Source organism: Ruegeria sp. CG3, assembly GCF_056537205.1.
Window position 1 is genome coordinate 15325 of the sequence record NZ_JBQFRC010000003.1, and the last position, 13051, is coordinate 28375.

Below are 13051 nucleotides of genomic sequence, written 5' to 3' on the forward strand. Positions count from 1 at the left end.
GTGCGGGAGCTGCGACAACTGGAACGAAAGATGAAATGAGGAAGTCTACATGTTCCACAGAGCGGCGTTGGACATAAGCGATAGACACAAAAAGCCAGACCCCAGATTTTACAGTTGTGTACGGTTTGTCGCCGACAGTTGCACTCCTGCTGTTTTCTACCTCAACGAAGAATGGTTAAAGCACCGGAATTTGGAAGACGCAGGGATTAGCGTCGATGATCTTTTGCCGGCGCAGATCGAATTGTTGAAAAAGCGTAACCTCTACCCAGAGAAATCAAATGCCCCCCAGCAACCCGCTTTAGTCTACTTGGAGGAAGGGGCATGGGAAAAACCCGTAGACCCTGAGACGGGTGCAATGTCAGGCTTGGTTGTGCCTAATCGAGAGTTTGTCCTCTCCCCATCACCGTTAATCCATAAAGCGCACTTAGCGGACAACGGGCTTAACGCGCAAACTGCTATTCTTTGTCTAGCCTCGGTCGGGTTAGATGTCATGCTGCCGAATGTGTCCTTTGACTTACTCGCAGATGAGGAAATCAAAAGGATGAAAGAAGAATTTCGTGACGAACGACTACAGTATCTTGAGGTAGCGTCAGCTCTAGCGCAACAGGCATACGATAGGTTGAAAGAGGGTGATTATGAAGACGCACTGAGGTGGGCGGAAAGCGAGGTTGCTTTTAAATTGGCTCCCAAGGCCCGGCTCATTGAGGAGGCAGTATCTTCACACACCACTCGGCAGCTCCGAAAGGCTGGTTACTCGTTCTGGAAGGAAGGAGTACCCACCATTGGAGCAGCTTATCTGTCAGGCGGATTAGGGGCTGCTTCGTTGACGGCGGGAAAGGAGGCGCTCAGAACGCTAGTTGCGACGGTTAGCGCCAGCAAGGAGGAGCGATCCTTGCCTGAGGTAGCCTATGCCATGAAAATCAAGATGGCTGTCGATGACCGCCGTGCCTGAACTCGTAACGCATCACCGTAGAATAACCGCCCAAGGGAACGCTCCAAAGCTACTCTTACGGAACTATTCAAAGTCTTTCGCCAGCTTGAACAAATCTAATACCAAGCGCACCTAGTCCTGATTACTCTTTGTAATCACAATGGTTGGCGGCAAAAATGAGATTTTCCCTGCTACCTTCAAGATTTCCCCAGGCTACGATCGGATCATAAGGCTCGTTAGTGTTAATACGAAACTCAAAATCTGAAACCTCCAACAGCCATTTCTTAACGTACTCAGTTGGGATCGCAATACTGACTGCGCTTACACGCTTGTCCATCTCAAAGACATAGGGCCTATCGTACTGAAGGGCGAAAGCACTGGACTTCAACTCTACAGTATTCACAGCCTGCTTTACTGCTTCTAAAGGACCGTGAATCTCCATAGAGAGAAACAGCGTCCCAGGAACTTCCTCAATGCAGAACTGATTGATCTGCATTTCTCGCTCGTCATCGGCAACGGGACGATAGAAAGCTCTCCACCCTCGGAACCAATTGTCCAGTCGCCAGAATTTTTGTGGTTCAGGTTTCTTCCCGAGAAACGCTTGTATCGCTCTTGGTTCGCTTTTTTCGAAGTCAGTATTTTCTGTTCCAGGGTATCTCGAAATACCCCATCCATCGATATCTTCCCTTGAAAACCAAAGCATGTCTTCTGGTCGAGTTGCAGTCACAAATGCAGCCACCGCACCATGTGAAACGCCGTGTTGAAATGCATGTTGAGCAAGTAATTCGTTGCACTCTTGATCTGGCAAATCGTCCACCGCGCATGAGTGCTGACCAAACATACCAAAAGGTTCCATCGTTCGATATTGGCCGGCAATGAATACAACTGACGCACAAGCCGATGCGCAACTCGCACCATTTGGAATAATAGTATGAAATGGGCGATTTCTCAGAGCGGCCGACAAAATTAGCGCTTCCATCACACTTCCACCGGGACTGTCTAATAAGAGTATGGGTAGACCATGCGCCGCGGGTTCCGCAAATTCGGACAGCTCATTGAATTTCTTAGTTGTTCCATGTTCTATTCGGCCAGATAGTTTCAGCGCCTTGACGCCGTTCCACTCAACTATCGAGAGACCACCCGCGATGTGATTATTAGATTTCGGCACCTTGCCAGTTTGCGCTCCGGCAGCAGAAGCCAAAAGTGTCCAAAAAAACAATAGTATCGCTAACTTAGGGTATTCCAACGTGCTAGTACTCCTTCGTCGATCTCCAAGCCACAAGTTACTCTGCTATGTGAGTTTAACCGATGATTTCTTTGAGCCTGCTAAGACGTATTGACGACACCAATTTTCACACTGTGGTTTCACAGTGTAGCCGAGGCTTACACTAGAAACTGCCCTCCACGCCGATACTTCGGATACGTGATTGGCGCAGCACAGGCTTGCCTTCCTCCAACGCGCCTCCCGCGTCAGCCACACAGGCGACCCACCATGTTTGACACTTTTTTGCGAGTGCCAAAAAGCTAAATGGGACCACCTGTACTTTAGCAGTTCCGCTCTAGCGATACAGCCCGCACTAAGCGCACATCAACGTCGGTTTTTGATAGCCGATCACTGTAAAGCTATCTTGTGGATTTGGTTTCGCGAACAAAGTGTAAAGACACTCCGAATAAGTCGTTCCGCCGCCGTACGTGTAGGCAGTGGCGCTGTTTCCGTAGCCGTATACATTTGTTGTCGTTGGTGCCGTGTAAGACGTCGTGTTGCTCCACTGAAACGCAAAACGTCCATCTGGGAGCTTTACCACGTTATCTGGCCGACCGTAGTCGAGTATTACGTCTGTAATGTCTCGCCCGACATATGATTGCATTATTGACTCAGCGCAGCCCGAAAGCACTAGAAGTACCCCGGCGAAAACTAGTCGCTTGAACATTTTCCACTATCCCAAGTTTTGCTTTTTGCTTTTTGAAACCTGAAAGTAAGCAATATCGCAATAACTCTCAAACGGTTTCGAAGTGAGACTAACAATTGTTGATAAGCAGAGCCAAGCAGCAACTTGTCGCAATGGATACTTAGCAGCAAATCTCGAGTTGCAAAGATACTGGGGAACACCCTCAGTTAAGCCATTTTTCAGTGGGTTCGGGACTGAACTACGTTCCTCACAAAGCCCCTAAGCGTCTTATCTGGTTAGGTTACGCGCTTTCGATTGTTGATGCTGGCCAGCCGACGAATGTTGACCGTCGGTACATTTGAGTAGTACATCATCATCAAGGCGGCGCCTGGAAAGCGCTTTAAAAAAAGGACTTTTCGGTGAAGTCATGAGAGTTCGAGTCTCTCATCACCCACCATCCCAACCTCTTCTCCGTCTTCAGTATTTGCGCGGACGTGACCTGCCAACTCCTGGTGCGTCGCCCCGACCCATGCACAAATCAAAATACTATTTTGGTTTGTCAGCAGCCTCCTTTACTGTGGGTCAAAGCCAAAATGGGCTCACCGGAGGGACATCATGAAGACGGTACGGATCGCGAAACCCCTGATGCTTGGCCTGTCGCTGGCGATTTCAGCAGCGACCTCGGCGCTGTCTCAGCAGTCCGACTGGTCCTATTCGGCCACGATCTACCTGTTCACCCCTGAAACCGAAGTGTACCTGGACACACCGGCAGGAACCTTGGATGGCACGCTCAGCTTCTCTGACGCGCTGGAAAACCTAGACCTTGCTTTCATGGGCACGTTTACCGCGTCGAACGGCCGTTGGTCGTTCCTTGCGGACTACAACTATACGAACCTGTCCTTCTCGAACGAGACTCCCGGCCCGGCAAGTTCAGGTCTGGACACATCGTTCAAAACCCAGTTCCTGAGCGGCTATGTCGGCTACCGCGTCCTCGAAACGCCAACAGCCAGCGTCGATCTGGCTGGCGGGTTCAGATGGTTCAGCACTGAAACAAAGTTCAACCTGTTGCCCGGAACAGCGCCCGGCAATCAGACGTCGGTCGACAGCAGCTGGACCGATCCGGTGATCGGCGTCCGTGCCCGGGTCGCGTTTTCGGACAAATGGTCGGGAACCGGGTTCCTGGACTATGGCGGGTTCCGCAGCGACAGCGAAACCTGGCAGGTCCTGCTGACTGCGGACTATGCGATCAACGACCGCTGGCTGCTACGCGGCGGGTACCGATACATTTCCTTTGATCACGACATCAATGGCAATGACTTCAGCTTCCACCAATCGGGTCCGGTCATTGGCGCAACCTACCGATTCTAGGGCATTTGCCACCCACTAGGTGACGCTCGACATGCAAAGCCCGTCCTGCGACGCATAAATACTGTCTTTCGGCACCCCGATGACGTTCGCTTTTTTGGAGTTCCGGCTTCAGACCCCCTAAGATCAACAGTCAAGGTTACTCTGCCGCGATCGCCTTCTCTTGCCGTCTCTCGACGTCTTCGATCAGCAGCGTGCGGGTCGGAAACGGGATATTGATATCGGCTTCGTCCAGCGCTTCTTTGACTTTGCGCTTCATGTCTGCCTGGTACTGGAAGTAGTCCGAAGACTTGCACCAAACGCGGACAAGAAAATCGACGCTGCTGCTGCCAAGGTTGTTCACCTGGATGAACGGTTCGGGATCTGCCTGCGAACGGGCGTCCGACATGATCGTATCGCGAATGACACGCTCGGCCTCCGCCAGGTTGACGCCGTATCCAACGCCAAACGTCCATTCGGCACGACGGGTCTCATAGACGGAATAATTCTTGATGGTGTTTCCCCACACCTCGGCGTTGGGAACGATAACCTTGACGTTCCCCATATCCGCAATTTCAGTGTAGTTCAGGGTGATATCTTTTACGGTTCCGAGCACGCCGTTCACGTCAACGAAATCGCCGATCTTGAGCGGCCGGAACAGGATGATCATCACGCCGGCTGCGACGTTGGACAATGTGCCTTGCAGGGCAAGACCAATGGCCAAACCCGCGGCACCGATCAGCGCGATGATCGACGTCGTCTGCACCCCGAACGTGTTCAGAATGAACAGCCCCGTAAACGCCAGGATCGTATAGCGCGCCAGATTGCCAAGAAAGTTGAAAAGCGTGTCGTCAAGACGTTCCGATTTTTCACCGACGCCCCGGATCTTCCGGCTGACATATCTTGAAATCACAAGCCCAAGCACCAACAGGATCAGCGCGGCGATCGTGTTCGCGACGAGGCCAAGAAGGGCCTCGAGCGTCAACAGGTCGCTCAGCGATTTCCCGTCATACAGCTCGGTATTCAGAACTTGCGACAGTTCGGCCCAAACGGTGTTCGTCACGGTCTCTGCGGTCTGTGCAATCTCGTTTTCCATGGTGTTCCTCGTGTTTCATCGCCTGAGTTTTCGTGTCTTGCAGCGCGGCCCTGCCGCGTCAGACCTCGATCACGGCGCTAGAGGCAAAGAACATGGCCTGGCTGACGGCCGATTTGACCTGTTCTTCAGTGTAGGGTTTGGAAATCAAAAATGCTGGTTCGGGCCCTTTGCCCGTCAGAAGGCGCTCGGGGAATGCGGTAATGAAAATGACGGGGCAATCGCCGTGCTGGGCAATGATGCGGTTCACCGCATCGATTCCGCTGGATTTGTCCGCCAGTTGGATGTCCGACAGGATCAGGTCGAACGGCTCGCGCTCCGCCAGGTCAATGGCGGCCGTCTCGGTGCGTGCGACACCGGTGACCCGGTGGCCCAAATCGGTCACCATCGTTTCAAGATCCATCGCGATGATTGCTTCGTCTTCGATGATCAAAATGCGGCCAGAAGTGTGGCGGGCCATTTCCTCGTAGGCGATTGCGATCAGCTTCTGAGCCTCGGCGGGTTCTATCTGCATGATTGCGGCGATATCGCTGACCGAGAACTCTTCGACCGTGCGCAGCAGCAAGGCCTCGCGCGTGTTCGGCGTCAGGCGTGCCAACTGGGCGTGAGCGCGCGTTTGGATGTCAGAGCTGTGGACATCTGCGTCAACAGGCATTCCCGATGTTGACCAGATGCTGTGAAACACACGAAACAGCGCGACCCGCGGCGCGAGATCGGCATCGAACTGGGCGGGATCTGCAAGGATCGCCTCAAGCGATGCAGCGGCGTAGGCGTCGCCACTGTCCTGTGAGCCGGTGAGGGCACGGGCATAACGGCGCAGAAACGGCAAGAGCGGGCCAATTTGATCTGCGACGGAAACTCCGGTCAGCTCGGTCATCTATGTTTTCCTCATTTTTTTCTCTAAACTCGGGAACCAAACGCTTACTGTGGCGTTATGGTTCCAGCAAAAGTAAAAATTTTTGATGATGCCATGACAAAACCACAGCCCAGCCGAGAACATCGGCCAGAAATAGAAAAGCGGATCGACGAAAACCTCAAGCGGGCTTTCGATGAGGTTGCAAGCGAACCGGTTCCAGACCGGTTCGTCGATCTTCTTGAAAAACTGCGCAATCAGACCAGTGTTCCCAAAAGCGGTGACACGGGAGGCTCGGATGGTTGATCCGCGAGAAGAGCTTGTCGAACATATCGGCGCGATGCGTGCCTTTGCGATCAGTTTGTGCCGAAACGGCGCCACGGCCGATGACATCGTGCAGGACGCATTGATCAAGGCATGGAGCAATATCGACTCGTTCCAAGAAGGCACCAACATGCGGGCCTGGCTGTTCACCATCGTCCGGAACACCTATTTTTCCCTGCACCGCAAACGCAAGCGCGAGGTCGAGGATGTCAATGGCGTCATGGCCGAGAGCCTGTCGCAAAAGCCCGACCATGACGGACGTTTGGCCTTGAAGGATTTTGCGGTTGCTTTTGATCAGTTGACGGATGAGCAGCGCGAAGCGTTGGTGCTGGTCGGTGCACAAGGGTTTTCCTATGAGGAAGCGGCCGAGATGTGCGGCGTCGCCCTTGGAACGATCAAAAGCCGGGTGAACCGGGCCCGCGCGCAACTGGCCGAACTGATGGATTTGGAAGATGACGAACCCATCGAATTGACCGATGCGGTAACAGCGGCAATCGTTCAGACGCAACCGGCGGCCTGACGATCGATGGATGCGAAGCCGCGCAGCCTGACCGTTTATCTTGCCGCGCTGGTCACCCTGGCGCTTCTGCCGCTAGGGCTGATTGCGGTATTGCAGACACGCGCTGTTATTACCGAGGCCGACGAAAGATCGCGGGCCTCGGTTCTGGCGCGCACGATTGAGGCGGCCAGCCGGGAACGGGAGCTTTTGCAAAAAGCTGTTGGTGCAAGTTCGGGACTCACAGCCGCGCTTGCCGAGGGAGGCTTGGACAATGCTGCTTGTTCGGACCTCATGCGCCGGTTCGTCGAACGCCAGCCCGAGTTCGTATTTGCCGGGTTTATTCAGCCAAACGGGGTCATGGCCTGCTCGACCGTCGAGCGAGCCATCGATTTGTCGGACGCGCCCGGTTTCGGGCAGATCTCTGAAAATCCGCAACTTACGTTTTCTGTCAATCGTGCCGGCGAGGCGACCGGGCAATCAGTGATCATCGTGACCCAGCCGGTCCTGAACAGGACCGAGCTTGTGGGGTTCGTTTCCATCTCGATACCTCATGCGCTGGCACGGACGCCCTTGCATGTTGGCAACATCGGGAGCGACGTTGTCATCGCCCTGTTCGACGCGACCGGAGAAGTGCTGTCGTCAAATGTGGGCTTGGATGAGGTCCAGAAATTCCTGCCGCCCGCGCAGGAAAATCTGTTGGTTCTATCCAGTTCCGGCAAGACCTTTTCCGCCAAGACGGTTGGCGGCGAGGATCGGGTTTTTGCAGTTGCCACCATCATTCCGGGCGAAGTTGCCGTGATCGGCAGTTGGCCGCGCGAGGCGGCGCTGGCCTCTGTTGGTGCAGGCAGTACGGCCCTGACCATTGCTTTTCCCATCCTGATGTGGGTGACCGGACTGGGAGTTGCCCTGTGGGGCCTGCATCGATTGGTGATCCGGCATCTCGACAGCTTGCGTTCCGCCGTGCGTCGCTTTGCGTTGGGCGAGCGCGACCCGATTGAAAGCCTTGCAGGCGCGCCGCAGGAGTTCCAGCAAATCCAGACTGCATTCAACCGCATGGTCTTTTTGATCCGCGAGGCTGAGGCGCAGCACGAACGGGATCTTGTCGAAAAAACGCTGTTGTTGCGCGAGGTTCACCATCGCGTCAAAAACAACCTGCAACTGATCGCTTCGATCATGAACATGCACTTGCGCAAGGCCGAAACCCCCGAGGCCCGGCGCTTGCTGGAACAGTTGCAGCGTCGGGTTCGCGGCTTGGCCATGGTGCACCAGACCCTGAACCAGAACTCGCAGATGACGACGATCAACACCGAGGCTCTGATCACGCATTTGGTGGCCGAACTGGCGCATCGACCGCCAATTCTGGGTCAGGTGGTCGAGGTCGACTGCCGGATCGCGCCGGTCGAACTGGGGCAGGATCAGGCCGTCACGCTGTCGATGCTGGTGGCCGAGGCGCTGACGAACGCGGTCAAATACGTAGGCGTGCCGCAGGACGGACCGCCTAAAATTTCGGTGGAATTGACCCGCCCCGAGGAGAGCACCCTGCATCTGAAAATCTCCAACACGCGCGGGCAGACGGACGACGGTGCGGATCTGTTCCACAGCGGCGGGATCGGTCAACGGCTGATGCAGGCCTTCCTCCGCCAATTGGACGGTTCCGAAACCATAACCGAGACGTCATCGCATTATGTGTATGAGGTGACGTTCGATATCGCCGAAGTAGAAGGCGATAGCGAACCACAGACCATTGCGGATGAGAGAGGCGGTGATGCCCGTGCCGCAGCAGAATGACTTGGAAGTCCTGATCACGGCCGAGCAAGCCTGGCCCGCCTTGGAAAAAGCGGTTCTGAAGGCCCGGCACCAGATCAAGGCAAGTTTTCGGATATTCGATTTCATGACACGGCTTCGCAGCGATGAGGCGCGCCGGATCGGCGATACCTGGTTTGATCTGATCGAGCATGTCATCCGCAAGGGTGTCTCGTTTCATTTGGTCATCAGCGATTTCGATCCGATCTTTGCGACCGAGTTGCACGAACTGAGCTGGCGCACCAAACGGCAGGCGGTTGCGCTAGCGGAAATCCTTGGACCTGAACTGGCCGCGCGCTTGAGCGTTCGCGTGTCCATGCACCCCGCGCAGGCCGGCGCATTGCCTTGGGCCACGCTGTTACCCGCGGTTTTGCGAAAAAAGGCGCAGCGGATGCAGGAGGTGTCCCGCGAACGACGCGAACGGCAGGCGGTACGGCTGGGGTCGGACACGCTGCCCCGGCTTCACACCGTGTCGCACCATCAGAAAGTCGCCGTGATCGACAATGAGGTCTGCTACCTCGGCGGATTGGACTTGAACGAAAGGCGCTTTGACACACCGGATCACGACCGTCTGGCCAAAAACACATGGTCAGACGTTCAATTGCTGGTCCGCGGACCCGAGGCCGCCGAGGCCGCGCGCCATATCGACCGGTTCGAACATGAAATCGCAACCGGAAAACCGGACCCGCAGGCGACACACTTGCGCCGCACCCTGTCCAGCCCGCGCCGGTTTGCGTTCTGGCGGCTGTCGCCAAAGACCATTGCGCATGAGATCGAGGATGAGCACATCGCCGCCTTTCAAGCCGCGCGGCAACTTCTGCACATCGAGACCCAGTATTTCAGATCAACCCGACTGGCCGAGGCCTTGGCTGAGGCGGGCCATTCCAAGCAGGATCTGAAACTGGTGCTTGTTCTGCCAGCCTTGCCCGAGGAAGTGGCCTTTAGCGGCCATGACGGATTGGACGCGCAGTACGGGTTGGACCTGCAGGCCAAATGTCTGGAGATCATCCAGCAGGGGTTCCAAGACCGGGTTTCGGTGTCGACCCCGGTCCAACCGATTTCGGCCAGTGGGGCTGATGCCAGCGCTGAAGTTCTGAGCGGGTCTCCGATCATTCACGTTCACAACAAAGTTCTGGTGGTGGATGACAGCCATGCCTTGGTCGGGTCCGCCAACCTGAACGGACGGTCTTTGCGGTGGGACACAGAGGTCGCCCTTCGGATCACCGATCGGCAGCGGGTCGCGATTCTGCGGCAGGCCTTGGTGGACCATTGGTGGTTCTCGGACGATCTGCGCAAACAGATCGAGCCCGATGCCATGTTCGCGTGGTGGAAGCGAGAGGTTCGCGCCAACGGCGTGCGGCGTCCCGAAGCGCGCAGCGGCTTTCTGGTCCCGCATGACGTCGACGTTGCGCGCGACATGCGGCAACCTCTTCCGGGGGTAACTGAAAACATCGTCTAGGTGGTCGAGACCGGGCTCATGACCTTGGGGTTCATCAATACGCCGAACCAAAGCAGGATCGGAAGTGCGACGATGGCGCCGACCGGTCCCCACAGCCAAAGCCCAAAGATGATGGCGATGAATACGACCAGCGGGTTCACCTGCAGACGTTGGCCGACGAAGGCGGGTGTTACGAATTGTGCCTCGGACAGATTGATGGCCAGGAAAATCAGGGGGGGCAACAGGGCCGCGGCTCCGCCGAACTGGGTTAAGCCGGCGATCAGAAGGCCGGTCAGGATCATCAGCGGGCCGAGATACAGCACAAAATTCAGAAGGCCGGCGGCCACCCCCCAGATCACGGCGTCATTGATGCCGATCAGTCCCAAGGCCACGGCCGTTACCGTCCCTAGGCCGATATTGACCAACGTCACGGCAGCAAAATAGCGATAGACCGCGCGGTCGGCCAGATACAGCCGCTCTGTCAACGGGCCGGCCGCGGCATAGAGTTCGGGTCGGGTCAAAACGAAAAAGAACAGCGTGCCGATGAAAATCAGGATCTTTGATCCGAAATTGGGCGCCAGCCACAAGGCATCCATCACTGACGGAAGGGCGGACTCCGTTTCCGTTGCCCCATCGGCGCCGACGGTTTCCTCGATCTCGCGGCCAAGCGTTTCGATACCCCGAATGAATTCGGACATCGCCGCGACCCAAGAGCGCAATTCGCGTTTGATGGCGGGCAACTGTTCGACCAACGTGGACAGCAATGGTTCAAGCAGAAGGAACGCCGCGACGATGACGGTGCTGGTCACGAACAACAGTGCCGAGGCGGATATCACACGCGGGCAACCAACCCCCTCAAGCTTGTCGGCAAGTGGGGCGACCACGACCCCCAGAACCAACGCGAAGGTGATCGGCGCGACGATCGACCGCGCCAGGTACAAAGCGGTGATGATGGCGATCCCGGTCAGGATCGCCAGCATCGCACGCAAGGCCGATGGAGAGCTGAAAGCAGTGGGCATGGGCGCGCTTCACTGACTGCGCAAAGCGTGAGAGGCCCGATCAGCCGCCTCATCCAGCCGTGCGTTGGCCGCGGCATGCAGTTTGTCCAGTTCTTCGTTCAAAACCCGTTGGGCCTGTCGCATCAGCTGATCGCGCCGGTGGCCCAGCAACTCGTCCTCTTTGCGGGTGTTGGGCAGCAGGGCGCCAGCCAGAATACCTACGCCCAGCGCCAATGCTCCGGCCGCCAGCGGCTGATCATGAACGAAGGTTTGCGAGGCCTTCGCCGCCTTCCGCGCACGTTTCTCGACCGCTTGCTGCGCACCGATTGCGGCCTTGCGCGCCTCGATCACACGGGCACGGGCTTGGGGCGAGAGCTTGTCCAGACCACGATCCAAGGCAGCGGACAGCACGCTGGCAGATTGGCTGTGCTCAGTCATTCCGGTCATCTCCTTTTTCATGCGGCTGTCAGCGTGGGCGACACGCTGGTCAAACCCGTCGAAGGCCTGCTGCGGGGGTACGGCCTGGGGCGGGGATTGGGTGCTTTTTGCGCCGGACCCGGGACCCGCAACCAAAAGGGCTGTTCCTGCACCGAACAGAGCAAAGGCGGCCGGGTTTTTTCGAGCCGCGGACCAGAGCTGCGCACCGATCTGCCCGCCATAGGCTTCGAGTGTCGATTTCGCCTCGTCTGCCAGGCGCTGTGGCGCCAGCGTATCCGACAGAGCATTCAGCGAGCGCACTAGGGCGCTTCGTTCATATGCGATCTGCGCCTCGAGGGGTGTCAGGTCAGACATGGGTCGACTCCTTCATCGCTTCGATGTCGCGCTGCAGGTTTTTCATGGCTTGCTCGGGGACCAACGCGGTGGCGGACATACGGGACCGACCCAAAAGCGCCAGGCACGCAGCAGCCAACGCCAAGCCCGCGCCAACGAGCAACGAGGCCATACCCACAGACAATCCATTAACGGCGAAATACGCAACCAGGGCTGTGGCCATGAGGTTCAGCGCGATCATCAACAGGATCAGAGCAATGCCAAGGCAGGCCAGCCCTACGCCCGCTCGTGTCAGGTTTCGGGACAACTCCTCCCTGGCAAGCTTCGCCTCAGCCTGAAGCAAACCCGACAGATGTTTGAGCGCGTTTGCCAAAAGCCCCGGTGCCGATCGCAGATCGTTGGGGTTATGCATCGCGGCCACCATTCATCCGCGCCAGCGCGCTGGTGTGGCCCGACGTATCGACCGAGGTCCCATGCAGCGGCGAGGGATCAATATCCCAAGGATCTGCCCCAAAAGATGCGGATTGAGCCGCGCCCGTATTGCGCGCGCTCAGAAAACGGGCTGCGGCAAACCCGGCCAGGGCAGCCGATCCGACGAACAACAGCGGGTTTTCCCGGGCGAAAGCAGATACCTTTCGGCTCATACTGGCCAAATCGGCAGAGCGCACTTGCCCAGCCACTGCCTCCATGTTGTCGGCAATCCTCGACAGGACCTGATGTTGCACAGATTGGTCGGGAAATGCATCGGCAGCTGCGTCGGCGGCATGGGCGGCGCTCTCCGCCTCCTGCGCTGCGCTGTCTTTCAAGGCTTCGGCCCGGGCCGAGGCCTCGGCGGTCACGGTGTCCTTGACCTTGTCGGCCAGATCTTGGGCATGGGCTTTTGCCTTCTCCGTGGTCTCGGTTCGACGTGGCATGGTTCGATCTCCTGTGTTGAGGTCTCGGTCACCCAACGCATGGCTAGCGAGATTGTTCCCAAGACCACTTCGGACGCCACTGAGGACACAGTTCGGTAGCCGTCCGATCGCCCTTGCATCTTGGCAGGTGCAGAAAAATCGCTGGCGCCCGGAACCAGTTCGAGTTTGATGCGTTTCACTGACAGCGACGAAGC

The 13051-nt window shown here is 56.8% G+C and carries 13 protein-coding genes; 6 read left to right on the forward strand and 7 right to left on the reverse strand.

Translation table 11 applies throughout. From position 1 onward, the window contains the following. The first annotated feature begins 49 nt into the window (after window positions 1–49). Entirely contained in the window at window positions 50–952 is a 903-nt protein-coding gene (locus tag ACR0NB_RS13315) for a hypothetical protein (RefSeq protein ID WP_170369635.1), read from the forward strand. Between the two features lie 121 nt (window positions 953–1073). Here the strand turns inward: ACR0NB_RS13315 and ACR0NB_RS13320 are convergent, their stop codons facing one another. Next, window positions 1074–2177 carry a hypothetical protein gene (locus ACR0NB_RS13320; RefSeq protein WP_174825054.1) on the reverse strand — a complete coding sequence of 368 codons (1104 nt, stop codon included), beginning with the start codon at window positions 2175–2177 and terminating at the stop codon, window positions 1074–1076. Between the two features lie 1258 nt (window positions 2178–3435). Here ACR0NB_RS13320 and ACR0NB_RS13325 point away from each other — a divergent pair. Beyond that, a complete protein-coding gene (locus ACR0NB_RS13325; protein WP_480775926.1) occupies window positions 3436–4188 on the forward strand; it encodes an outer membrane protein in 753 nt (250 codons plus the stop codon). Window positions 4189–4324: 136 nt separating this feature from the next. Here the strand turns inward: ACR0NB_RS13325 and ACR0NB_RS13330 are convergent, their stop codons facing one another. Continuing rightward, window positions 4325–5260 carry a mechanosensitive ion channel family protein gene (locus ACR0NB_RS13330; RefSeq protein ID WP_170360317.1) on the reverse strand — a complete coding sequence of 312 codons (936 nt, stop codon included), beginning with the start codon at window positions 5258–5260 and terminating at the stop codon, window positions 4325–4327. A 58-nt stretch (window positions 5261–5318) separates the two neighbouring features. After that, on the reverse strand, window positions 5319–6134 hold the full coding sequence (locus tag ACR0NB_RS13335; RefSeq protein WP_480775927.1) for a response regulator: 816 nt from the start codon (window positions 6132–6134) through the stop codon (window positions 5319–5321). A 57-nt stretch (window positions 6135–6191) separates the two neighbouring features. On the opposite strand from ACR0NB_RS13335, the gene ACR0NB_RS13340 reads away from it, so the two are divergent. The 4 genes from ACR0NB_RS13340 to ACR0NB_RS13355 are packed head-to-tail and all read left to right on the forward strand — an operon-like array spanning window position 6192 to window position 10195. Then, a complete protein-coding gene (locus tag ACR0NB_RS13340) occupies window positions 6192–6416 on the forward strand; it encodes a NepR family anti-sigma factor (protein WP_367647439.1) in 225 nt (74 codons plus the stop codon). Then, window positions 6409–6954 carry an RNA polymerase sigma factor gene (locus ACR0NB_RS13345; protein WP_480775928.1) on the forward strand — a complete coding sequence of 182 codons (546 nt, stop codon included), beginning with the start codon at window positions 6409–6411 and terminating at the stop codon, window positions 6952–6954. Before ACR0NB_RS13340 ends, ACR0NB_RS13345 begins: the two co-directional genes overlap by 8 nt. A 6-nt stretch (window positions 6955–6960) precedes the next feature. Then, the gene (locus tag ACR0NB_RS13350; protein ID WP_480775929.1) at window positions 6961–8721 is read left to right on the forward strand and encodes a sensor histidine kinase; all 1761 of its coding nucleotides are present in this window, start codon (window positions 6961–6963) and stop codon (window positions 8719–8721) included. Then, complete coding sequence (locus tag ACR0NB_RS13355; RefSeq protein WP_480775930.1) at window positions 8699–10195, forward strand: phospholipase D family protein; 1497 nt, start codon at window positions 8699–8701, stop codon at window positions 10193–10195. Before ACR0NB_RS13350 ends, ACR0NB_RS13355 begins: the two co-directional genes overlap by 23 nt. Here the strand turns inward: ACR0NB_RS13355 and ACR0NB_RS13360 are convergent. From ACR0NB_RS13360 to ACR0NB_RS13375, 4 genes are read right to left on the reverse strand one after another with little or no spacing between them, the layout of a single operon-like run. Beyond that, window positions 10192–11193 carry an AI-2E family transporter gene (locus tag ACR0NB_RS13360; protein WP_480775931.1) on the reverse strand — a complete coding sequence of 334 codons (1002 nt, stop codon included), beginning with the start codon at window positions 11191–11193 and terminating at the stop codon, window positions 10192–10194. The genes ACR0NB_RS13355 and ACR0NB_RS13360 overlap by 4 nt on opposite strands. A gap of 9 nt (window positions 11194–11202) precedes the next feature. Beyond that, the gene (locus tag ACR0NB_RS13365; RefSeq protein ID WP_480775932.1) at window positions 11203–11964 is read right to left on the reverse strand and encodes a hypothetical protein; all 762 of its coding nucleotides are present in this window, start codon (window positions 11962–11964) and stop codon (window positions 11203–11205) included. Further along, window positions 11957–12355 carry a phage holin family protein gene (locus tag ACR0NB_RS13370; RefSeq protein WP_480775933.1) on the reverse strand — a complete coding sequence of 133 codons (399 nt, stop codon included), beginning with the start codon at window positions 12353–12355 and terminating at the stop codon, window positions 11957–11959. The genes ACR0NB_RS13365 and ACR0NB_RS13370 overlap by 8 nt, the downstream gene beginning before the upstream one ends. Continuing rightward, on the reverse strand, window positions 12348–12857 hold the full coding sequence (locus tag ACR0NB_RS13375) for a hypothetical protein (RefSeq protein WP_480775934.1): 510 nt from the start codon (window positions 12855–12857) through the stop codon (window positions 12348–12350). Before ACR0NB_RS13375 ends, ACR0NB_RS13370 begins: the two co-directional genes overlap by 8 nt. Window positions 12858–13051: the final 194 nt, after the last annotated feature.

Bases quoted from the DNA above. Each gene is read 5' to 3' on its own strand.
- ACR0NB_RS13360 (WP_480775931.1), bottom strand. From the start codon at position 11,193: ATGCCCACTGCTTTCAGCTCTCCATCGGCCTTGCGTGCGATGCTGGCG.
- ACR0NB_RS13370 (WP_480775933.1), bottom strand. From the start codon at position 12,355: ATGCATAACCCCAACGATCTGCGATCGGCACCGGGGCTTTTGGCAAAC.
- ACR0NB_RS13365 (WP_480775932.1), bottom strand. From the start codon at position 11,964: ATGTCTGACCTGACACCCCTCGAGGCGCAGATCGCATATGAACGAAGC.
- ACR0NB_RS13325 (WP_480775926.1), top strand. From the start codon at position 3,436: ATGAAGACGGTACGGATCGCGAAACCCCTGATGCTTGGCCTGTCGCTG.
- ACR0NB_RS13345 (WP_480775928.1), top strand. From the start codon at position 6,409: ATGGTTGATCCGCGAGAAGAGCTTGTCGAACATATCGGCGCGATGCGT.
- ACR0NB_RS13350 (WP_480775929.1), top strand. From the start codon at position 6,961: ATGGATGCGAAGCCGCGCAGCCTGACCGTTTATCTTGCCGCGCTGGTC.
- ACR0NB_RS13375 (WP_480775934.1), bottom strand. From the start codon at position 12,857: ATGCCACGTCGAACCGAGACCACGGAGAAGGCAAAAGCCCATGCCCAA.
- ACR0NB_RS13340 (WP_367647439.1), top strand. From the start codon at position 6,192: ATGGTTCCAGCAAAAGTAAAAATTTTTGATGATGCCATGACAAAACCA.
- ACR0NB_RS13315 (WP_170369635.1), top strand. From the start codon at position 50: ATGTTCCACAGAGCGGCGTTGGACATAAGCGATAGACACAAAAAGCCA.
- ACR0NB_RS13330 (WP_170360317.1), bottom strand. From the start codon at position 5,260: ATGGAAAACGAGATTGCACAGACCGCAGAGACCGTGACGAACACCGTT.
- ACR0NB_RS13335 (WP_480775927.1), bottom strand. From the start codon at position 6,134: ATGACCGAGCTGACCGGAGTTTCCGTCGCAGATCAAATTGGCCCGCTC.
- ACR0NB_RS13355 (WP_480775930.1), top strand. From the start codon at position 8,699: ATGCCCGTGCCGCAGCAGAATGACTTGGAAGTCCTGATCACGGCCGAG.